This is a genomic window from Pseudomonas sp. FG47, from assembly GCF_057809115.1.
Window position 1 is genome coordinate 388,366 of record NZ_JBMDJI010000001.1, and the last position, 20,569, is coordinate 408,934.

General features: G+C 67.9%; 15 protein-coding genes. 11 read left to right on the forward strand and 4 right to left on the reverse strand.

Translation table 11 applies throughout. The features are described 5' to 3' along the window. Positions 1-51: 51 nt before the first annotated feature. From ACODS5_RS01820 to tssA, 4 genes are all read right to left on the reverse strand, one after another. A complete protein-coding gene (locus ACODS5_RS01820) occupies positions 52-540 on the reverse strand; it encodes an Hcp family type VI secretion system effector (protein ID WP_023632508.1) in 489 nt (162 codons plus the stop codon). Between the two features lie 184 nt (positions 541-724). Further along, complete coding sequence (gene tssC / locus ACODS5_RS01825; protein ID WP_134693244.1) at positions 725-2,218, reverse strand: type VI secretion system contractile sheath large subunit; 1,494 nt, start codon at positions 2,216-2,218, stop codon at positions 725-727. Positions 2,219-2,229: 11 nt separating this feature from the next. Continuing rightward, on the reverse strand, positions 2,230-2,745 hold the full coding sequence (tssB, locus tag ACODS5_RS01830; RefSeq protein WP_134693245.1) for a type VI secretion system contractile sheath small subunit: 516 nt from the start codon (positions 2,743-2,745) through the stop codon (positions 2,230-2,232). 73 nt (positions 2,746-2,818) lie between these two features. Then, on the reverse strand, positions 2,819-3,862 hold the full coding sequence (tssA, locus tag ACODS5_RS01835; RefSeq protein WP_489107769.1) for a type VI secretion system protein TssA: 1,044 nt from the start codon (positions 3,860-3,862) through the stop codon (positions 2,819-2,821). A 397-nt stretch (positions 3,863-4,259) separates the two neighbouring features. Here tssA and tagH point away from each other — a divergent pair, with 397 nt between their 5' ends. The 11 genes from tagH to ACODS5_RS01890 all read left to right on the forward strand — a co-directional run bounded on the left by tagH (position 4,260) and on the right by ACODS5_RS01890 (position 20,553). Beyond that, positions 4,260-5,621, forward strand: a complete 1,362-nt coding sequence (gene tagH, locus ACODS5_RS01840) for a type VI secretion system-associated FHA domain protein TagH (RefSeq protein ID WP_489107770.1) — start codon at positions 4,260-4,262, stop codon at positions 5,619-5,621. Between the two features lie 47 nt (positions 5,622-5,668). After that, positions 5,669-6,166, forward strand: a complete 498-nt coding sequence (tssJ, locus tag ACODS5_RS01845; protein WP_489107771.1) for a type VI secretion system lipoprotein TssJ — start codon at positions 5,669-5,671, stop codon at positions 6,164-6,166. A gap of 16 nt (positions 6,167-6,182) precedes the next feature. Continuing rightward, positions 6,183-7,517: a type VI secretion system baseplate subunit TssK gene (tssK, locus tag ACODS5_RS01850; protein WP_489107772.1), complete on the forward strand. Its 1,335-nt coding sequence runs from the start codon at positions 6,183-6,185 to the stop codon at positions 7,515-7,517. A gap of 166 nt (positions 7,518-7,683) precedes the next feature. After that, a complete protein-coding gene (locus ACODS5_RS01855) occupies positions 7,684-8,994 on the forward strand; it encodes a DotU family type VI secretion system protein (RefSeq protein WP_134693250.1) in 1,311 nt (436 codons plus the stop codon). Continuing rightward, positions 8,991-12,497 (forward strand): type VI secretion system membrane subunit TssM, encoded by a 3,507-nt coding sequence (gene tssM / locus ACODS5_RS01860; RefSeq protein ID WP_489107773.1) that lies wholly within the window; start codon positions 8,991-8,993, stop codon positions 12,495-12,497. Before ACODS5_RS01855 ends, tssM begins: the two co-directional genes overlap by 4 nt. Beyond that, on the forward strand, positions 12,494-13,150 hold the full coding sequence (gene tagF, locus ACODS5_RS01865; protein WP_134693252.1) for a type VI secretion system-associated protein TagF: 657 nt from the start codon (positions 12,494-12,496) through the stop codon (positions 13,148-13,150). The genes tssM and tagF overlap by 4 nt, the downstream gene beginning before the upstream one ends. Further along, positions 13,147-13,866, forward strand: coding sequence for a PP2C family protein-serine/threonine phosphatase (locus ACODS5_RS01870; protein WP_489107774.1), 720 nt, complete (start codon positions 13,147-13,149; stop codon positions 13,864-13,866). The genes tagF and ACODS5_RS01870 overlap by 4 nt, the downstream gene beginning before the upstream one ends. Positions 13,867-13,873: 7 nt before the next feature. Then, on the forward strand, positions 13,874-16,888 hold the full coding sequence (locus ACODS5_RS01875) for a serine/threonine-protein kinase (RefSeq protein ID WP_489107775.1): 3,015 nt from the start codon (positions 13,874-13,876) through the stop codon (positions 16,886-16,888). Beyond that, on the forward strand, positions 16,888-17,592 hold the full coding sequence (locus ACODS5_RS01880) for an ABC transporter ATP-binding protein (protein WP_134693266.1): 705 nt from the start codon (positions 16,888-16,890) through the stop codon (positions 17,590-17,592). Before ACODS5_RS01875 ends, ACODS5_RS01880 begins: the two co-directional genes overlap by 1 nt. Continuing rightward, complete coding sequence (locus ACODS5_RS01885) at positions 17,592-18,794, forward strand: FtsX-like permease family protein (RefSeq protein ID WP_489107776.1); 1,203 nt, start codon at positions 17,592-17,594, stop codon at positions 18,792-18,794. Before ACODS5_RS01880 ends, ACODS5_RS01885 begins: the two co-directional genes overlap by 1 nt. Then, positions 18,787-20,553: a formylglycine-generating enzyme family protein gene (locus ACODS5_RS01890; RefSeq protein ID WP_489107777.1), complete on the forward strand. Its 1,767-nt coding sequence runs from the start codon at positions 18,787-18,789 to the stop codon at positions 20,551-20,553. Before ACODS5_RS01885 ends, ACODS5_RS01890 begins: the two co-directional genes overlap by 8 nt. Positions 20,554-20,569: the final 16 nt, after the last annotated feature.

Below are 20,569 nucleotides of genomic sequence, written 5' to 3' on the forward strand. Positions count from 1 at the left end.
AGACGTGGGAGGGGGCGTGCGCGCCGGGTGGGCCGCCGCGCACGCGGTCGATCAGATCTTGACGTTGGAGCGGATGTTCCAGCCGTACTTGATCGGGCCGCCTTCCTTGGTGCCGTCGGCTTTCTGCGGCTGGTAGTCGACGGTGACCTTGGCGAAGTTCAGGGTCACGTTCTCGGTCAGGCGGTCATCGCTGCCCGAGCCGCCGGTGCTCAGCGAGCTGATGATCACCTCTTCGAGGTTGATGATCAGGTACTCGACCTGGCTTTCACCGCCGGCCTTGCGCACGGTCAGCTTGACCTTGTCGATGTGCTTGCCGCTGGAGCAGTGGGCCATCAGGTTGGGGCTGGACTTGTCGATGTACTTGGTGATCGACAGGTCCTGGATGTTGACCTTGCCCGAGCCGCCGCCGCTGCCCAGGTGCATGTTGCCGGACTGGGACATGCCCCAGCTCCAGTTGAGCACGTCGATTTCGTCCTTGTGGGCCTTGTCGTGGGACTCGCCCTTGATGTCGCCGATCTTGATGAAAATATCTACAGCCATGATGTCCTCGGGATTTCGCGTCAGGTTGGCGGTTTGGTGCAGTTGGGGCTGCTGCGCAGCCCTTTCGCGACGCAAGGCCGCTCCTACAGAAGCTGCGTCGGTCTCTCACTCAGCACATGACACAGGCCCTCTGTGTAGGAGCGGCCTTGTGTCGCGAAAGGGCCGCAAAGCGGCCCCTGGGCTGTCAGGCCCCTTTGGCCGAAGGCAGCTTCGATACCAGGCGCAGCGACACGGTCAGCCCTTCGAGCTGGTAGTGCGGGCGCAGGTAGAAGCGCGAGTTGTAGTAACCCGGGTTGCCTTCGACGTCCTCGACCACTACTTCGGCGGCCGCCAGCGGGTGCTGGGCCTTGGTGGTCTCGGTGGAGTGCGCCGGGTCGCCGTCGACGTAGTTGAGGATCCAGTCCTGCAGCCAGCGCTGCATCTCGTCCTTTTCCTTGAACGAGCCGATCTTGTCGCGAACGATGCACTTCAGGTAATGGGCGAAGCGGCAGGTGGCGAACAGGTACGGCAGGCGCGCGGCCAGGTTGGCGTTGGCGGTGGCGTCCGGGTCGTCGTACTCGGCCGGCTTCTGCAGCGACTGCGCGCCGATGAAGGCGGCGAAGTCGGTGTTCTTCTTGTGCAGCAGCGGCATGAAGCCGTTCTTCGCCAGCTCCGCCTCGCGGCGGTCGGAAATGGCGATCTCGGTCGGGCACTTCATGTCCACGCCACCGTCGTCGGTGGGGAAGGTGTGCGCCGGCAGGCCCTGTACTTCACCGCCCGATTCCACGCCACGGATGCGCGAGCACCAGCCGTAGTGCTTGAACGAGCGGTTGATGTTCACCGCCATGGCATAGGCGGCGTTGGCCCAGGTGTACTTGCTGCTGTCGGCGCCGTCGGTGTCTTCCTCGAAGGCGAAGGCCTCGACCGGGTCGGTCTTGGCGCCGTAGGGCAGGCGCGCCAGGAAACGCGGCATGGTCAGGCCGATGTAGCGCGAGTCTTCCGATTCGCGCAGCGAGCGCCAGCCGGCGTATTCCGGGGTGGTGAAGATCTTGGTCAGGTCGCGCGGATTGGACAGCTCCTGCCACGAGCCCATGCCCATCACCGTCGGCGAGGCGGCGGAAATGAACGGCGCGTGCATCGAGGCGCAAACCTTGGACACCTCGCCCAGCAGCTCGACATCCGGCGGCGACTGGTCGAAGTAGTAGTCGCCCACCAGGCAGCCGTAAGGCTCGCCGCCGAACTGGCCGTATTCCTCTTCGTAGAGCTTCTTGAACACCGGGCTCTGGTCCCAGGCGGTGCCCTTGAATTTCTTCAGGGTCTTGTGCAGGTCGTTCTTCGAGATGTTGAGCACGCGGATCTTCAGCTGCTCGTCGCTCTCGGTGTTGTTGACCAGGTAGTGCAGGCCACGCCAGGCGCTTTCCAGTTTCTGGAAGTCGTCGTGGTGGATGATCTGGTTGACCTGGGCGGTGAGCTTGGCGTCGATGGCGGCGATGATCTGCTCGATCGAGCCGATGGCATCGTTGGACACCAGGTTGGTCTGCGCCAGGGCCTGCTCGGCCAGGGTGCGCACGGCGCTCTCCACGGCTTCCTTGGCCCGCTCGGTCTTGGGCTTGAACTCCTGCAGCAAGAGGCTGGCGAACTCGCTCGGGTCCTGGGTGGCCGCCTGTGGGGCCTGGCTGTCGCGCAACGGATCGGTCATGGTCGGTCTCCTCAGGCCTTCGGCTCGGTGTCGGCGGGTTTCGGCGCGCTGGCCAGGGCCTGGAGCAGGGCCGGGTCCTTGATGGCCTTGAGGATGATGTCCTCGGCGCCGGTCTTGCCGTCCATGTAGGTCAGCAGGTTGGCCAGCTGGGTACGGGCCTCGAGCAGCTGGTTGAGGGCGTCGACCTTGCGCGCCACGGCGGCGGGGCTGAAGTCGTCCATGCTCTCGAAGGTGATGTCCAGGCTCAGGTTGCCTTCACCGGTCAGCTCGTTGGGAACGTTGAACGCCACGCGCGGCTTCATGGCCTTCAGGCGCGAGTCGAAGTTATCGACATCGACCTCCAGGAACTTGCGGTCGGCCACTGCCGGCAGCGGCTCGGCGGGCTTGCCGGCAAGGTCGGAGAGCACGCCCATGACGAAGGGCAGCTGGACCTTCTTCTCGGCGCCGTACAGCTCGACGTCGTACTCGATCTGTACCCGCGGCGCACGGTTGCGCGCGATGAATTTCTGGGAGCTGTCTTTCGCCACGTTGTTCCTCCTGGTCGCCGGTAGGGCGGCTCTGCTTGTTGCGGGCGTCGGTGTTTAGGCGGCCGGAGCGACGTCAGTCGTGTTCCGGGCCGCGCAGGTTCTCGAATTGCGACATCCCGTCGGGGATCAGGTCGCGGACGATGGTCGCGAAATCGGCGTTGACCAGGTTCTTCGCCCGGCGCAGCAGCACCGGCAGCGGGCTCGAGGGCTCGTGGCGGGCGTAGTACTGGAGCAGGCGGTCAAGGCTTTGCAGCACGTCGTCGCGGCTGTTCACTTCGCCGGGGCGCGTGGCTGGGCGCGGCGCGGCGGCAGTGGCGCTGGCCGTGGGCTGCGGGTCGTGCTGGGGGCTCGGCGCAGTCTCGTCGGCGCTGGCGTCCAGCGGGGCCGCGGCACCTTCCGGGCTGTAGTCGGCGAGCACCTGCTGGACCTGACGCAGTGGCTGGCGCAGGGCGGACAGGTCGACGCCACTGGCCGAACCGACCTGGTCGTTGACCCGGCTTTCGATGCTGTCCAGCGCTTCGCGGGCCAGTTGCAGGGCCTGGCGGCATTGCGCGAGCTGCTCGGGGTCGGCGTCGCGCAGGGCGGCGCCCAGCTCCTCGGCGCTCAGTTGCTCGCTGGCGAAGTGCTGCACGCCGGCGGCATGCAGGGCGGCGCGCAGGGTCACCGGGCCGAAGGCGCGCGAACGCACCAGCACGGCGTCGCGCAGCAGGGCGATGTTGGTGTCGCAGGTGAGGCCGGCCAAGGCGTTGACCCGCACTGTGGGGTCGTTGTCGTCGGCGGCGTCCAGTTGCGGGTGCAGGTACAGCCAGTATTCGCCGAGCAGGTCGCGGATCAGCTCGAGGCTGGCGGCCAGGCCCGGCAGGCCGTGCAAGGCCAGGTTGGCCTGGACCAGGAAATGGGTGATACGCAGGTCCTTGCTGCGTTGCAACAGGGCGCTGCAGGACTGTTCGATGGCGCGCCACTGGGGCGGTTCGGCCGCTTGCACGGCGTCGCCCATCACACGCTCGGGGCGGCCCTGGGCATCGCGTTCCAGTTGCAGGAAATCGGCGTCGTATTCGAGATCGTCGCCACAGGGAAAGTCTGCGGAAACAGCGGCGAGCAGCAGCGGCGAGTTCACCAGAATTCGATCTCCATATCGGCCCTTGGCACGGGCTTCGTATACGCCAAGTTGCAACTGTGAACTGGCGCACAAACTTGTCAAAGAATGCGAAGTTGATATCAGTGTGATATCACTTTGGCACTCTCAAGTTGCGCATTTATGGTTTATTTCCAAATTGCTGTCAAGGTAAGCTACGCGCCGCGAGGGGGCGACTGTGAACCAGTTGGCAAGCCTTCGTGTCCATTGGTCAGGTGCCATCAAAGTGCCTTGCCGATAGGGTTTAATACGACCTTCCGGAATGAGGCTTCTCGGCGATAACCCAGCGTTCACACGGGGTTGGCCGGTTTGCTGGGTCGGGCTTGCACATCCACTCAAATGGATGGATAAGTGTTTCATATATATGCAAGGAGGCATGATGGCACTTTGCCTGACCATCACCAGTTACCACAAGATCACCCCAGGACAATGTCCGGAGAAGTTGCTGGAAACCGGTGCCATTACGGTGGGAAGAGCCACGGATAATGATTGGGTATTGCCCGATCCCGAGCGCCTTGTATCTTCGAAACATTGCGTCATCCAGTTCAAGGATGGCCGTTACTACCTGACCGACAACAGCACCAACGGCGTGGAGTTGGTACACGCCGGTATTCGCCTGCGCCGGGGTAACAGCGAACCGTTGATGGACGGCGAAGTTATTCGAATTGGCGATTACGAAATCCAGGCGCGCATCGATGCCGGCCTGGCCATTCCCCTGGGCGGGCAGCCCGAGGTACACAGCTTCGAGGCGTTGATGGCCAACCAGGTGGCGGCGCCGAGCGCGCCTATCGCCGGCGCGCCAGCGGCCTTCCTGCAAGGGGCGTCGAGCCACGACACCCTGCCGGACCTGTTCGATTTTCTTGGCCCGGCCAGCGTGGCGCCGGTGAGCCAGCCGGACCATGTGCCGGCCCAGCAGCACGATTTCCGTCCACCAACGCCTGTGGCGCCGCCGCCCGCGCCTGCCGCCGCGCCGGCTGCCCCAGGGGTGATTCCCGCCGACTGGGCGTTGTTCGATGACTCCCCGGCACCGGCACCCCAGGTAACGCCGGCCGCGCCGCCAGCCCCGGCGCCAGAGCCGCCCGCAGCGCCCGTCGCGGCCCCGCCCGCAGCGGTGGCGCCGGCCCCTGTGGCAGCGGCCCAGGCTGGCGCTGGCGATGCCTTGCTCCAGGCCTTCCTGCGCGGCGCCGGCATCGAGCACCTGCGCATCGACGCCGCCGATGCCGCCGCGCAGATGGAAGCCATCGGCCGCAGCTACCGCTTGATGGTCGAGGGCCTGATCGATGTACTGCGCGCGCGCAGCAGCCTCAAGGGCGAGTTCCGCATGCAGCAGACCAGCATCGCCCCGGTGCAGAACAACCCACTGAAGTTCGCCCCCAATGCCGACGAGGCGCTGCTGTTGCTGTTGCGCCACGCCAGCCAGGCATTCATGGCGCCGGACCAGGCGGTACGCGACAGCTTCGACGACCTGCGCGCGCACCAGCTGGCCGTGATGGCCGGGGTCGAGGCGGCGCTCAAGCACTTGTTGGCGCGCTTCGAGCCGGCGCGCCTGGAAGAGCGCCTGGCCCCTGCCGCCGGGTTGTCGAAGCTGTTCGGCGGTTCGCGCCAGGCCCATTGCTGGCAGCAGTTCACCACGCTGTACCAGCAGCTTTCCCGCGAGGCCGAGGACGATTTCCAGGACCTGTTCGGCCGCGAGTTCAGCCGCGCCTACCAGGCCCACAGCCAACGCATGCAACGCCCCTGAGGCAAACGCCGGGGCCAGGAAGAACACAACACGTCATGAGGACGAGGATGAGTGCAACAAGACTGATCGCAGCCCTGGCCATCGTGCTGCTCAGTGCCTGCAGCAAGGACACGCCGCTCGAAGCCGCCGCCCCCGCCGCGGCGCCGGCCACGGGCATCACCCTGTACTTCAGCGCCGCCGCCGGGCTCAACCCCGGCGCCGGTGGCATCCCGGCGCCGGTGCGGGTGCGCATCTTCGAGCTGAAGAACAGCGCCGCGTTCAGCCGCGCCGACTACTTCGCCCTGGCTGAGCGCGCCTCGGCGACCCTGGCCGCCGACCTGATCGACCAGGACGAAGTGCTGCTGCAACCTGGCGAGCAACTGCGCCTGGAACGCCCGCTCGACCCGGCCACCCGCCAGGTCGGCCTGGTGGTCGGCTACCGCGAGATCGACCAGGCCCAGTGGCGCAGCGTGCTGCCGGTGCCGCCCCGCGATTATCAGATCAGCCTCGATGTGCGCGCCGTGCGCAGCGCCGTGGCCACCCCACAACCTGAACCTGCCCGCTAGGCAATCGGAGTACTGCATGTCCTGGAACAATCGCGTGGTCTGGTCGGAAGGGATGTTCATCACGACCCAGCACTTCCAGCAGCACGACCGCTACCTGGAGCACTTCGTCGATACCCGCAGCCGGCCGTTGAGCGCCGCTGCCTGGGGCTTCTCCGAGCTGCTCGTCGACCAGGGCCTGCTGGCCCAGGGCAAGCTGGCGATTCTCAGTGCCCGTGGCCTGTTGCCCGACGGCACGCCGTTCGACATCCCCCGTGACGACCTGCCGCCGCCGCCGCTGGAGATTCCCGACGAGCTGCGCGATGGCGTGATCTACCTGGGCCTGCCGCTCAAGCGTGCCGGCGCCCGCGACACCGTCGACGACGGTGAAGCGCTGGGCGCTGCGCGCTACATCAGCCGGGTCAGCGAGGTGCGCGACGACAACGCGCCGTTCGAGAACCGCGCGCCCCTGGCCCTGGGCAGCCGCGCCCTGCGCCTGCTGCGCGGCGAGGATGGCTTGAGCGACTACGCCGCGCTCGGCGTGGTGCGGGTGCGCGAGAAGCGCGCCGACCGCGCCCTGGTGCTGGACGACAGCTACATCCCGCCGCTGCTCGACGTCACCGCCAATAACGCGTTGTCGGGTTTTCGCGGCGAGTTGCTGGGCCTGCTGCACCAGCGCGGCGAGGCCTTGGCCGGGCGCGTGGTGGCCTCGGCCAACGGCGGCGCTTCGGAGATAGCCGACTTCATGCTGCTGCAACTGGTCAACCGCGCCCAGCCGCTGGTCGAGCACCTAAACCAGCTGACCCCGCTGCACCCCGAGCGGCTGTACAGCGAGCTGGTGGCGCTGGCCGGCGAGTTCGCCACCTTCACCCGCGACGGACGTCGGCCCGAGGCCTTCCCGGTGTACCAGCACGACGACCTGGCGGCGACCTTCGCGCCGGTCATGGCGGCTCTGCGCGAGGCGCTGTCGATGCTGATCGACAGCAAGGCGGTGGCCATCCCGCTGGTCGAGAAGGCCTATGGCATCCACGTCGGCATGCTCGCCGACCGCAGCTTGCTCGACAGCGCCAGCTTCATCCTGGTGGTGCGCGCCGACGTGCCCAGCGAGACCCTGCGCAGCCGCTTCGGCCAGCAGAGCAAGATCGGCTCGGTGGAGCACATCCGCGACCTGGTCAACCTGCAACTGCCGGGTATCGGCCTGCTTCCGCTGCCCGTGGCGCCACGGCAGATTCCGTTCCACGCCGGTTCCACCTACTTCGAGCTCGACCGGGGCAGCGAACACTGGAAGCAGCTGCAGCATTCCGGTGGTTTTGCCTTCTACGTCGCCGGCGAATTCCCCGGCCTGAACCTGGCCTTCTGGGCGATTCGGGGGTGATGGCGTGATGTTTGAAGATGCTGGGACCGCGTTGCGGTCCTTTCGCGGCACAAGGCCGCTCCTACAGGGGAGCGCGAACGCCTGTAGGAGCGGCCTTGTGCCGCGAAAGGGCCGCAACGCGGCCCCCGATGCCACCCCCTATCCAAGGAACGGAGACTAAGCCGCGATGCAACCAGACGATCCGCAGGCCTTCGACCGCACCCAGTTCATGCCGCGCCCCGGTGGCCGTGGCCCGCAACCGGCCACGCCAACCCCCGCTACGCCACCGCCAGCGCTGAACGTGCCCGCCGAGCCGCTGGCCGCCGGCCAGGCCGAGGGCCTCAACCCGCTGGAGCAGGCGGCCGGTCCCTTGCTGGCGCTGCTCACGCGCCTGCGCAACACCATCGCCCACCCGGCGCCGGCCAGCCTGCGCGCGCAACTGCTGGCCTACCTGCGCCAGTTCGAAGAACGCGCCGAAGCCGCAGGGGTGCCGCGCAACGAGGTGCTGCTGGCGCGCTATGCGCTGTGCACCGCCCTCGACGAGGCCGTGCTCAGCACCCCCTGGGGCAGCGCCAGCGACTGGGGCAAGCAGAGCCTGCTGATCACCGTGCACAACGAGGCCTGGGGTGGCGAGAAGGTGTTCCAGCTGATGGAACACTGCCTGCAAAGCCCACGCGAGCGTCTGCACCTGCTGGAGCTGCTGTACTTGTGCACCAGCCTCGGCTTCGAAGGCCGCTACCGGGTGATGAACGGTGGTCGCGCCCAGCTCGAGGCCCTGCGCGAGCGCACCGCCGCGACCATCCGCAGCGCCCGTGGCGAGATCGAGCGTGAGCTGTCGCCGCACTGGCGCGGTGTCAGCGTGGCCCGCGACCGCCTGGCGCAGTTCGTGCCGCCCTGGGTCGGCCTGGCGGTGGCCCTGGCGCTGCTGTTGCTGGTGCTGTTCGGCCTGCGCCTGAAGCTGGCCGCCGATGCCGAGCCGGTGTTCCGCGGCATCCACGCCCTGGGTGAGATCCCGGTGCAGGCCATGGACCGCCCGGTGGTGCAGCCCAAGCCCGTGGAGCGTCCGCGCCTGGCCGGTTTCCTCGCCGAAGACATCAAGGCCGGGCGAGTCGCCGTGGAGGACGCGGTGGACCGTTCGGTGGTGACCATCCGTGGCGACGAACTGTTCGCCTCGGCCAGCGCCAGCATCAAGGGTGACTTCGAGCCGTTGATGCTGCGCATCGCCGAGGCCGTGGCGAAAGTGAAAGGCAACGTGAAAGTCACTGGCCACAGCGACAACCAGCGCATCGCCACGCTGCGCTTCCCGTCCAACTGGGCGCTGTCCCAGGCCCGCGCCGAGGAGGTCAAGGACATCCTCGCCGCCCGTACCGGCCAGCCTGGGCGCTTCACCGCGCAGGGCCTGAGCGACACCGAGCCGCTGGCGTCGAACGACAGCGCGCAGGGCCGGGCGAAGAATCGCCGGGTAGAAATCACCGTTCTGGCGGAGGGCGTCGAGTGAAGGCGTTTTTCAGTTTTGTCATTCGCTGGGTGATCCCGCTGCTGGGCCTGCTGGCCCTGAGCCTGATCATCTGGTTCGTCGGCCCATTGCTGGATGTGCTGGCGCCGGTCACGCCGCGCGTGGTGCTGATCTTCCTGCTGTTCGCGGCGTGGATCGCCTACCGTGTATGGCGCATCGTCCAGGCCCGTCGGCAGGCGGCGAAAGTCATGGAAAGCCTGGCCGCCGAAACCGCGCCGGACCCTGCCAGGGCCGCCACCGCCGAGGAGCTGGCGACCCTGCGCCAGCGCATGGACGAGGCCCTGGTGCTGTTGAAGAAGGCGCGCCTGGGCGGTGACGAGCGGCGCAACCTGTACGAGCTGCCCTGGTACGTGATCATCGGCCCGCCCGGTTCGGGCAAGACCACCGCGCTGGTCAACTCCGGCCTGCACTTCCCGCTGGCGGCGCAGATGGGCGAGGGCGCCATTCGCGGCGTGGGTGGCACGCGCAATTGCGACTGGTGGTTCACCGACCAGGCGGTGCTGCTCGACACCGCCGGGCGCTATACCACCCAGGACAGCCATGCCCAGGTGGACAAGGCCGCCTGGCTGGGCTTCCTCGACCTGCTCAAGAGCCAGCGCTCGCGCCGCCCGATCGACGGCGCGTTCATCGCCATCAGCCTGTCCGACCTGCTGCTGGGCAGCGAGGCCGAGCGCGCCGCCCACGCGGTGGCCATCCGCAAGCGCATCCAGGAGCTGTACAGCCAGCTGGGCGTGCGCTTCCCGATCTACCTGATGCTGACCAAGCTCGACCTGGTGCCGGGCTTCATGGAGTTCTTCGACAACCTGAGCAAGGAAGAGCGGGCCCAGGTGTGGGGCATGACCTTCGCCCTGGATGACGGCCAGCAGGGCGATGGCCCGCTGGCCCGGTTCGGCAGCGAGTTCGGCTTGCTGGAACAGCGCTTGAACCAGCGCCTGGTCGAGCGCCTGCAACAGGAGCGCGACCCGGCGCGGCGCGACCTGGTGTACGGTTTCGTCCAGCAGTTCGCCGCCCTGCGCGGCAACCTCACCAGCTTCCTCGACGGTATCTTCAAGCCCAATGCCTTCGAAGAACGCGCGCTGTTGCGCGGTGTGTACTTCACCAGCGGCACCCAGGAGGGCAGCCCGATCGACCGCCTGATCGGCAGCATGGCCCAGAGCATGGGCCTGGACCGCGCGCACCTGGCGCGCCAGAGCGGCAGCGGGCGCAGCTACTTCATCGAGAAGCTGTTCAGCGCGGTGGCCTTCGCCGAGCGCGGCCTGGTTGGCAGCAACCCCAAGGTCGAGCAGCGGCGCAAATGGATCGCCCGTGGCGCCCTGGCCCTGAGCGTGGCCCTGGTGCTGGTGGTCGGCACCCTGTGGACCCTGAGCTACCGCGCCAACCAGCAATATATCGCCGAGGTCGACAGCCGCCTCAAGCCGTTGGGCAAGAGCGTGCAGGAGCTGAGCCCGGCGCAGCGCAACGTGGTCGAGGTGCTGCCGCTGCTCAATGCCGTGCGCCGGCTGGCCGACGATCCACCGGGCTGGGCCGAGGGCCTGGGCTTGTACCAGGGCGACATGCTCGAAGGTGAGTCCGACAGCGTCTACCGCAAGTTGCTGATCGCCATCTTCGCCCCGCGCCTGGTCACCCGCATCGAGGAGCAGCTGTACGCCGGTGGCCCGTCCGACTACCTGTACGAAGGGCTCAAGGCCTACCTGATGCTGGCTGACGGCGAGCACTACGACCCTGAGTTCATCAAGGCCTGGATCACCCTCGACTGGGAACGCAGCCTGCCCCGCGACCTGGCCCCGGATTTGCGACAGGCCCTGTCGCAGCACCTGGCGGCGCTGTTCGACAAGCGTCCACCCAATGCCCGCCTCGACCAACGCCTGATCGACGACACCCGTCGCCAGTTGCAGCAACTGCCGGTGGCCCAGCGGGTCTACGACCGGGTCAAACGGCAGAAACTGCCGGCTGGGGTCAGCGACTTCCGGGTCAGCGATGCCGCCGGGCGCGACGCCGCCCTGGTGTTTCGCTTCAAGAACGGCAAGCCACTGAGCGAGCCGTTGCCGGGTATCTTCACCGTCGAGGGCTACCGCAAGGCCTTCCTCGCCGCCAGCCTGGCCCACAGCGAGACCCTGGCCGAAGAGCGCTGGGTGCTCGGCCGCGAGGCCAGCGAAGCGGGCGATGCCAAGCGCCTGGCCGACGATGTGCTGCAGCTGTATTACCAGGACTACATCCGCAACTGGGACGCGCTGCTGGCCGACCTGGACTTCGTGCCCATCACCAGCGTCGGCCAGGCGGCCGATGTGCTGCGGGTGCTGTCCGGGCCGACTTCGCCGATGAAAAAGCTGCTGCAGTCGGTGGCCAAGGAAACCAACCTGGCCCAGCCGACCACCCTCGACAAGGTCCAGGCCAAGGCCGAGCAGGCCGGCGTCGATCAGTTGCGCCAGCGCCTCGGCGGCCTGCTGGGCGATGCGCCGCTGCCCAGCGACAACCCCGCCGCCCGTGAGGTCGACCCGGTGACCGCGCACTTCGCCGAACTGGCCGCCCTGGTTGACACCGGCGAAGGCCAGCCGGCGGCCATCGATGGCCTGCTCACCGACCTCAACGCCCTGTACGTGCAAGTCAGCGCCATGGTCGGCGCCAGCGGCGACGCGCTGCTGGGCGAGGCCAAGAACCAGGCCCAGGCCGCGGCGCAGCGGGTCGCCCTGGGCGCCGCGCGCCAGCCCAAGGTGGTGCAGAACCTGGTGGGCTCGGTGCTTGGCTCGACCCACAACCTGGTCATGGGCGGTGTGCGCAACCAGCTCAACGCCGCCTGGGCCAGCGAAGTGGTCAGCGTCTACCGCCAGTCCCTCAGCGGGCGCTACCCGCTGGTAGCGGGTAGCGCGCGCGACGCCACGCTGGAAGATTTCGGCCAGTTCTTTGGCGTTGGCGGGGTAATGGACAACTACTTCCGCAAGTACCTGCAACCCTACGTCAACACCTCCAGCACGCCCTGGAGCTGGCAGCCGGGCGCGGCGCAGAAGCTGGGGATCAGCAGCAACGTGCTGTACACCTTCCAGCGCGCGGCGAGCATCCGCGATGCGTTCTTCCGCAACAGCAACGGCGTGCAGCCGGGGGTGCGCTTCGAGCTCAAGCCGGTGGCGATGGATGCCACCATCACCCAGTTCCTGCTCGACCTCGACGGCCAGCAGGTCAGCTACGACCACGGGCCGAGCCGGCCAGTGGCGTTGCAGTGGCCCAACCCCAACAGCATCGGCGTGGTGCGCCTGTCGATCTCGCCACCTTCGGCCGCTGGCCGCTCCGGGCTGACCGTGGAAGGGCCCTGGGCCTGGTTCCGCCTGCTCGACCAGTCCGACCTGGTGGCCGGCAGTTCGCCGGAGCGCTTCAACCTGCGCCTGCGCGTCGATGGCGCCAGCGTGTCTTACGAGCTGCGTGCCAGCAGCGCCTTCAACCCGTTCCGCAGCCGAGTGCTCAGCGGTTTCAGCCTGCCGGAGCATCTGTGAGCGACCTGGGTTTCTACGGAAAGCTGGCCAGCCGCGGCGACTTCGTCAGCCGTGGCCTGCCACAAGGTTTCATCCAGCCCTGGGACCAGTGGCTGGCGGCGGGGTTGCAGGCCAGCCAGCAGGCGCTGGGCGAGCGTTGGCTCGAGGCTTACCTGGTCAGCCCCTTGTGGCGGTTTGCCCTGGCGCCGGGTGTGTGTGGGCCGGATGCGGTGGTTGGGGTATTGATGCCGAGCATCGACCGGGTCGGGCGGTATTTTCCGTTGACCGTGGCCCAGGTGCTGGAGCCGGGGCAGCCGTTGGCGCCTGTGGTGGCCGGGGATGACCAATGGTTTGAAGCGGTTGAGGCTGCTTTGTTGGCGACCCTTGAGCCAGGTGCTGCCTTTGAGCGTTTTGAGGCGGCTTTGCCGCCTTTTCACGGCACCAGGCCGCTCCTACAGGGGCCGCGTGTGGCTGTGGGTGGTTTGCAGCGGTTGGATGCGACCACCCCGCAAGGGCGTGCACTGGCCTTGGCCGAATGCGCCTGCGAGGGCATGAGCCTGTGGTGGGGCAGGGGCTCTGAGCGTATCGCCCCGGGCTTGATGCGCTGCGCGGGCTTGCCGCGCAGCGAGGATTTCGCCGGGTTTCTTTTGGGTAGCGAGGCAGCGCACGCATGACCGACCTGCAATACACCGCGGCCAGCTACAGCCATGTCGGCATGGTGCGCAAGATCAACGAGGACGCTTGCCTGGAACTGACCTGGGCCGGCCTGTGGGCGGTGGCCGATGGCATGGGCGGCCATGCCGCCGGCGACTACGTCAGCAGCCTGGCGGTCGATAGCCTGCGCAGCCTGCCGAGGCTCGATTCACTGGACGACTTTGCCGGCGAAGTGCGCGACGGTCTCGCCTGGGTCAATGGCATCGTGCGCGAGGAAACCGCGCGCCGTGGCGTGGCGATGATGGGCAGTACCGTGGTGGTGCTGGCCGCCCGAGGCGACCAGGCCATCGGCCTGTGGGCCGGCGACAGCCGCCTGTACCGCCTGCGCGACGGCCGTATCGAGCGCCTGAGCCACGACCACAGCTACGTCCAGGAGCTGCAGGACAGCGGCCTGCTCAACGAAGCCGAAGCCCGTGTGCATCCTCGCGGCAACATCGTCACCCGCGCCATCGGCGTCGAGGACCACATCGAGCTGCAGGCCGTCGCCTTGCAAGTGCAGCCCGGCGACACCTACCTGTTGTGCAGCGACGGCTTGAACAAGACCGCCGAGGACCACGAGATCGCTGAGGTGCTCGGTCACGCCGACCCCTACGAAGTGGTGCGCAGCCTGGTGCACCTGGGCTTGACCCGGGGCGCCCCCGACAACATCACCGCCGTGGTCGTGAAGGCGAGCTGAAGACACCATGAATATGCAGATCCCCGGATTCGACATCGACCGCGAGCTTGGCCAGGGCGCCATGGCCAGCGTGTACCTGGCCACCCAGCGCTCGCTCGAGCGCAAGGTGGCGCTGAAGATCATGGCGGCGAGCCTGGCCGCCGACCCGACCTTCTGCGAGCGCTTCCTGCGCGAGGGCCGCACCCTGGCGCGGCTGGCGCATCCGAACATCGCCACCATCCACGACATCGGCAATGTCGGCGAGCTGTACTACATGGCCATGGAGTACCTGCCCAGCGGTACGCTCAAGGAGCGCATCGGCGAAGGTCTCTCGCCTGAACAGGGGCTGGTCTACGTGCGCCAGATCGCCCAGGCGCTGGGCTACGCCCATGCCCAGGGCCTGGTGCACCGCGACGTCAAACCGGCCAACATCCTGTTCCGCGCCGATGGCACCGCGGTGCTGTCGGACTTCGGCATCGCCAAGTCGCTGGACGACCGCACCCAGTTCACCCAGGCCGGTTTCGCCGTCGGCACGCCGAGCTACATGAGCCCCGAGCAGGCCCGTGGCATGGAGATCGACGGGCGCGCCGACCTGTATGCGCTGGGCGTGGTGCTGTACGAGATCCTGGTCGGCAAGCTGCCGTACAACGGCACCGATGCGCTGTCCACGGCGCTGGCGCACCTGACCGAGCCGTTGCCGGAGCTGCCGATCGAGCACGGTCGCTACCAGGACATCCTGCGTGGCCTGCTGGCCAAGGACCCCAACGAGCGCTTTGCCGATGCCGCGGCCTTGCTCGCCGCGCTGGATCGCCTGGCGCTGCCGGCAGCGGTGGATGAGCGCGACAGCACGGTGGTTCGCCCGCTGGTGGTAACGCCAGCGCTGGCGCCAGAGCCTGTGTCCATCGAAATCCCCAGCGCCGTGGCCGCGCCTGCGCCGCGCCCCGAGCCCAAGTCCAAGCCAGAGCCCAGGCCACAGCCCGCGCCGCTGGTGAAATCCGCCTCGAACAAACCCGCCAAGGCGGTACTGGCCGTGGCCATCGCGGCGGCCCTGGGCCTGGGTGGCGCGTTCTTCTGGTTGCTCGGTGGCAGCGACGAGCCGGCGCTCGAGCCGCCGCTGGCGCAGGCCCCGGTGGACACCGCCGCCCCCGCCCAGCCAACGCTGCAAGCGGTAGCGCCCGACGACGATGGCCGCCCGTTGCTGATGCCTGGCAAGAAGACCCTGTTCCAGCGGGTGCTGACCAAGCCCGACGCACAACTGCAGGCCCAGCCCGGCGATGCCTCGGGTGAGAAGCTGCCGGCGTTTTCCGTGTTGTACGTGTATCAGCGCAAGGACGTGGCGGGCAAAGCCTGGTTGCAGGTGGGCGCCGCCAGCGATGGCCAGCGCGACGGCTGGTTGCCGGCCGAGCAGACCAGCGACTGGAAGCAGAGCCTGGTGCTCAAGTTCACCGAACGCTCGGGCCGCGCGCCGGTGATGTTCATGCGCCAGGTGGACGATGTGCAGCACCTGCTCGACGACACCGCCAAGGCCCGCGACAGCTTGCTCAAGGCGCAGAACAGCCCCGACCAGGTGCCGCAGGTGATGGCCCTGGAGCCGACGGCCAGCGCCGTGCCGCAGAACCAGTTCTACCTGATGCCGATCTTCGACTACCGCGAGAGCTTCGATGCCGATGGCCAGCCGGTGCAGTTGCTCAACATTGCCTCCATCGACCCTGGCGCCAGTGCCCGCGACAGCGCGCCCAAGGCGGCTGGCGTGGCAGCGGTGGGCGAGCAAGGTTTCCGCACCGGTATCGTGTTGGTGGTGGACACCTCGGTGTCGATGCAGCCCTACATCGACCGCGTGCGCCAGGTGGTCAGCGAGCTGCAGCAGCAACTGGCCGCCCGTGGCGAACTGGACAGCGTCAGCTTCGGCCTGGTGGGCTTTCGCAACAGCGTCAAGCGCACCCCCGGCCTCGATTACCTGAGCAAGACCCTGGTCAGCCTGGAGGAGGGCCGCGACCCGGCACGCTTCCTCAAGGCGGCATCCCAGGTCAAGGCCACCAGCGTTTCCAGCCACTCGTTCAACGAAGACGCCTTCGCCGGCGTGATGCAGGCGGTCGAAGGCATGGACTGGTCCGGCTACGGTGGGCGCATCATCCTGTTGGTCAGCGATGCCGGCGCGCTGCGCAAGAACGACCCGTTCAGCAGCACCCAGATGAACGAAGCCGAAGTGCGCCAGGCGGCGCTGAGCAAGCAGATCAAGATCTACGCCCTGCACCTGCTGACCCCGGCCGGGGTGAAGAACCATGGCGCGGCGCAGGCCCAGTACCGGGTGCTCACCGCCGACAGCAACCCGCAGATTGGCGACCTCTATGTGGGCGTGCCGGGCGGCGAAGTGGGTGTGTTCGGCGAGCGTGTGCGCGAGATTGGCTCGACCTTCGCCGAGCTGGTGCACCAGGTGCGCAACCAGCAACCGCAGGCGGTGCCGCTGCTGACTTCGGCCTCGGGCCTGACGGCCAAGTCCCAGGCCATCGGCTATGCCATGCACATGGACTTCCTCGGCCGGCACGGCGCCAGCCAGGCGCCGCAACTGGTCAGCGCCTGGACCGCCGATCGCGACCTGACCAACCCGGCGCTGCCGACCCTGCAGGTGTGCGTGATGCTGACCAAGCTGCAGCTCAACGACCTGCAGCAGTCGCTCAAGCTGATCGTCGACGCCGCGCGCAAGACCCGCAGTTCGCCGGGGGATTTCTTCAACGAGATCGCCAGCGCCAGCGCCTACATGAGCCGCGATCCCGGCGCCCTGCGCAAGGGCGCCAACCTGGCCCAGGGCGGCGTGCTCGGTGAATATCTCGATGGCCTGCCGTACCGCAGCAAGTCCCTGGCGATGACCCAGGACCTGTGGTTGTCGCTGTCGGTGGCCGAGCAGGAGGACTTCATCGACGAGCTCGACTCGAAGATCCGCCTGTACGAAACCTTCCACAACGACATGGCCAACTGGGTGCGCTTCGGCAAGGCCGAGCCGGGCGACGCCTTGTACCGTGTGCCGCTGTCGACGCTGCCGTGATGATTCGCCTGGACGGGGTGCGCAAGACGCGCGGGCAGGGCGCCCAGCGTTACAGCCTGCAGGTCGACCAGCTGCACCTGGCGGCGGGTGAGCGGGTGGCGTTGGTCGGCCCCAGCGGCTGTGGCAAGAGCACCTTGCTCGACCTGCTGGCGCTGGTGCTGGCGCCGGATGCGGCGGCAGGCTTTTGCGTCGGCGGCGTGGACGTGGCCGGGCTGTGGCGCGAACGCCAGCTCGACCGCCTGGCGGCGTTGCGCAGCCGCCATCTGGGTTATGTGTTGCAGGCCGGTGGATTGCTGGGCTTTCTCGATGTGCGTGGCAATATCCGCCTGCCACGGCAATTGCTCGGGCTGGGCGATGACGGCAGCGTCGAACGCCTGGCCGAGGCGTTGGATGTGCACGACCAGTTGGCCAAGAAACCGGCCACGTTGTCCCTCGGCCAGCGCCAGCGGGTCAGTTGCGCCCGTGCCCTGGCCCATGGCCCGGCCTTGTTGTTGGCCGATGAGCCGACCGCCGCGCTGGACCCGGTGAACGCCGAACGGGTCATGCAACTGCTGTTGCGCGAGGCCGATGCACGCCAGGTCACCTGCGTGGTCGCCACTCATGATGAAAACCTGGCCCGCGCGGCGGGCTTGAGCCTGCTGCGCATGAGCTGCCAGCGCGATGTCGACGGTGGCGTCACCGCGACCTTGGCGAGGGCCGCCTGATGCGCCCGTTGCTGATCGCCGGGCTGGCCTGGCAGGACTACCGCAACGATGCGCGGCTGTCGGCCTGTGGCGTGCTGGCGCTGGTGGCGGTGATCGCGCCGTTGCTGGTGCTGTTCGGCCTGAAGTTCGGCCTGGTCGGCAGCCTGACCGAGCGCCTGCAGCGTGATCCGGGCGTGCGCGAGATCATTCCGTTGGGCGGTGGACGCTTTCGCGGCGAGTTCATCGAGGAACTGGCACAACGCCCGGGAGTGGCCTTCGTCATCCCCCGGACCCGGCAGATCGCCGCCACCGCCGAACTGCTGCTGCCCGCCCACGGACGTGGCCTGATGGTCGAGATGCTGCCCAGCGCCGAGGGCGATCCCTTGCTGGCCCAGGTCGCTCCCCCGTCGGGGCTGCAACAGGTGGTGCTGAGCTTTACCGCTGCGCAAAAGCTTGGCGCCAGGGCCGGAGACGAGCTGCAGGCCAGCTTCAGCCGCCAGCAGGCCGGGCAGATGCAATGGCGGCAGACGCGCCTGCAGGTCCTCAGCGTGTTACCCCTGGCCGCGTTCGAGCGCGATGGCCTGTTCGCATCGTTGCAGTTGCTCGAGGCAGTCGAGGACTACCGTGATGGCCGCGCGGTGCCGGCACTGGATTGGCAGGGCGAGGCGCAGGGCTCCGTGGCGCAGCGGGTTTACCCGGCGTTCCGCCTGTACGCCCGTGAGCTGACCGACGTCGAGCCACTGCGCCAGTTCTTCGCCGAACGCAAGCTGCTGGTGTCGACCCAGGCCACGCAGATCGCCCAGGTGCAGTCGCTCAGCCGCAACCTCGACCTGGTGTTCTGGATCATCGCCAGCCTGGCCGTGGCCGGGGCGGTGGCGGCCATCGCCGCGGGCGCGGTGGCGGCGGTGGAGCGCAAGCAACGCGAACTGGCGGTGCTGCGCCTGCTGGGCTTCGGCACCGCCGCGCTGCTGTTGTTCGTGATGCTCCAGGCGCTGTACGGCGGGCTGTTCGCCGCCGCCCTGGCGGGCCTGCTGTACCTGTTGGCCGAGCACGGCCTGAACCGACTTTTCATGCAGGTGCCCGGCGAATTCGCCAGCCACCTGTTACCCATGCACTACCTCGTTGCGCTGTGCGCCGTGCTGCTGGCCAGCACTGCCGCCGCCGCCCTCGGCGGCTGGCGGGTGGCGCGCATCGAGGCTTGCCAAGGAATCCGTGATGTCTGACCGCCGCCTCGGGGCCGCTGCCCTGATCCTCACCGCACTGAGCCTGGGCGCCTGTTCCCAGGCCGATGGCGACGACAAGGCCAAGCCGGTCGCCCAGTCCCAGGCTGGGAGTGAGAGCAAGCTTGATAACCCCAAGCCGCTGCCGGGCGATGTCAGCCTGCCGCTGCCCTGTGGCGGCGAGCTGGTTTTGCGCAGTGTCTACGTGCTGGCCCAGGGCAGCCTCGACGACCGTGAGGTCAACCTCGGCTACCCGTTCAGCGAAGGCGAGGCCGGCTACAAGCAGTCGTTCATCTCGGGCTACCGACGCGACTTCATCAATGGCCAGTTCAGCCTGCAGGACTTGGCGCCGCAGTGGCAGAAGGCCGTTGGCCCGACCTTGCCGAAGGTCGACAAAGGCAGCCCGCTGACGCCGATGATGTACTTCATCGGCAAGTACGAGGTTACCGCGCGCCAGTATGCCCAGGTGATGGCCCAGGCGCAGTCGCTGGCCAGCGGCGAGGCTGCCCCGGCCTGTGACGCGAGCAACGATGCGGCGGGGCGTCTGCCCAAGGTCAAGTTGTCGCGCTTCGAGGCCGAGCGCTTCGCCGCGGTGTACAGCGCCTGGCTGATGAAGCATCACCGCGACCTGCTGCCGGTCAGTGGCCGTGGCAGCAAGGCCGAGGATGGCGGCACGGGCTTCGTGCGCCTGCCCACCGAAGTCGAGTGGGAGTTCGCTGCCCGTGGTGGTTCGGCGGTCAGCCGCCAGGAGCTGGAAGGGCGTCTGTTCCCGCGCAAGGTCGAGGGCGCCGACAGCGAGGGGCCGCTGGGCGATTTCGCGGTGTTCAACCAGGTGGCCGGCGGCACCGGCCAGGCGGCGCGGCTGATGCCGATCGGCAGCAAACAACCCAACCCGCTGGGCCTGTTCGATGTGATCGGCAACGCCGCCGAGATGGTCCAGGAGTCGTTCCAGCTGGTGCATGCCGGCCGCCTGCAAGGCGCCTACGGCGGCTTTGTGGTCAAGGGCGGCAACTACCTCGAAGGCGAGGGCACGCTGTTCACCGGCATGCGCCGCGAGTACCCGCTGTTCGGCGCCGATGGCACCGAGCAGCGCAACGAGACCACCGGTTTCCGGGTCGCCATCGGCGCCTTGTCGGCGCCGCGCTCGCGCTACCAGGAGCTGTTCGAGCAGTGGCAGAAGGAAGGCCGCCTGGCCAGCCTGACCGATGACATCGACGCCGCCCAGGACCCGACCAAGCGCCTGGACAGCATCATCGCCGCCGCCAGTGACCCACGCCAGCAAGCCGAGCTGGGGCTGGTCAACGAAGAGCTCAAGCGCAATGTCTCGCTGATCGCCCGCCAGCGCGAGGAAGCCGCCGGCAACCTGATCCAGTCCGCCGCCTTGGTGGCCGAGACCGTCAACAACTACAACATCCGCCTGACCAACCTGCAGAACACCCAGGCCAAGGCCGAGGCTGCCGGCGACCAGACCAGCGCGCGCATGTACGGCGCGGCCATCGCCAATGGCCGCGCGGCCCTCGACGGCGCCGTGGCGATCTACATCGACAACCTGGCCAGTGGCACGCGCTACACCGATGCGGTGATCCAGGCGCAGTTCCAGCGGGTCAAGGAAGAACTCAATCGCAAGCCGGTCCTGGGCAACAGCCTGGTGACCCGCGCCACCCTGTTCGTCCGCCACGTCGGGGAGTACCGCCAGAACCGGCGGGCCGATCCGGCGACGATCCTCAAGGAGCTGCTGGCATCGGCCGCCCCGCGACCCTAAGGACAGCTTCCGTAGA

Excerpts from the sequence above, each read along its gene's own strand:
- ACODS5_RS01820 (WP_023632508.1), bottom strand. The coding sequence starts at position 540 with ATGGCTGTAGATATTTTCATCAAGATCGGCGACATCAAGGGCGAGTCC.
- tssC (WP_134693244.1), bottom strand. The coding sequence starts at position 2,218 with ATGACCGATCCGTTGCGCGACAGCCAGGCCCCACAGGCGGCCACCCAG.
- tagH (WP_489107770.1), top strand. The coding sequence starts at position 4,260 with ATGGCACTTTGCCTGACCATCACCAGTTACCACAAGATCACCCCAGGA.
- tssJ (WP_489107771.1), top strand. The coding sequence starts at position 5,669 with ATGAGTGCAACAAGACTGATCGCAGCCCTGGCCATCGTGCTGCTCAGT.
- tssK (WP_489107772.1), top strand. The coding sequence starts at position 6,183 with ATGTCCTGGAACAATCGCGTGGTCTGGTCGGAAGGGATGTTCATCACG.
- ACODS5_RS01855 (WP_134693250.1), top strand. The coding sequence starts at position 7,684 with ATGCAACCAGACGATCCGCAGGCCTTCGACCGCACCCAGTTCATGCCG.
- ACODS5_RS01870 (WP_489107774.1), top strand. The coding sequence starts at position 13,147 with ATGACCGACCTGCAATACACCGCGGCCAGCTACAGCCATGTCGGCATG.
- ACODS5_RS01875 (WP_489107775.1), top strand. The coding sequence starts at position 13,874 with ATGAATATGCAGATCCCCGGATTCGACATCGACCGCGAGCTTGGCCAG.
- ACODS5_RS01880 (WP_134693266.1), top strand. The coding sequence starts at position 16,888 with ATGATTCGCCTGGACGGGGTGCGCAAGACGCGCGGGCAGGGCGCCCAG.
- ACODS5_RS01885 (WP_489107776.1), top strand. The coding sequence starts at position 17,592 with ATGCGCCCGTTGCTGATCGCCGGGCTGGCCTGGCAGGACTACCGCAAC.
- ACODS5_RS01890 (WP_489107777.1), top strand. The coding sequence starts at position 18,787 with ATGTCTGACCGCCGCCTCGGGGCCGCTGCCCTGATCCTCACCGCACTG.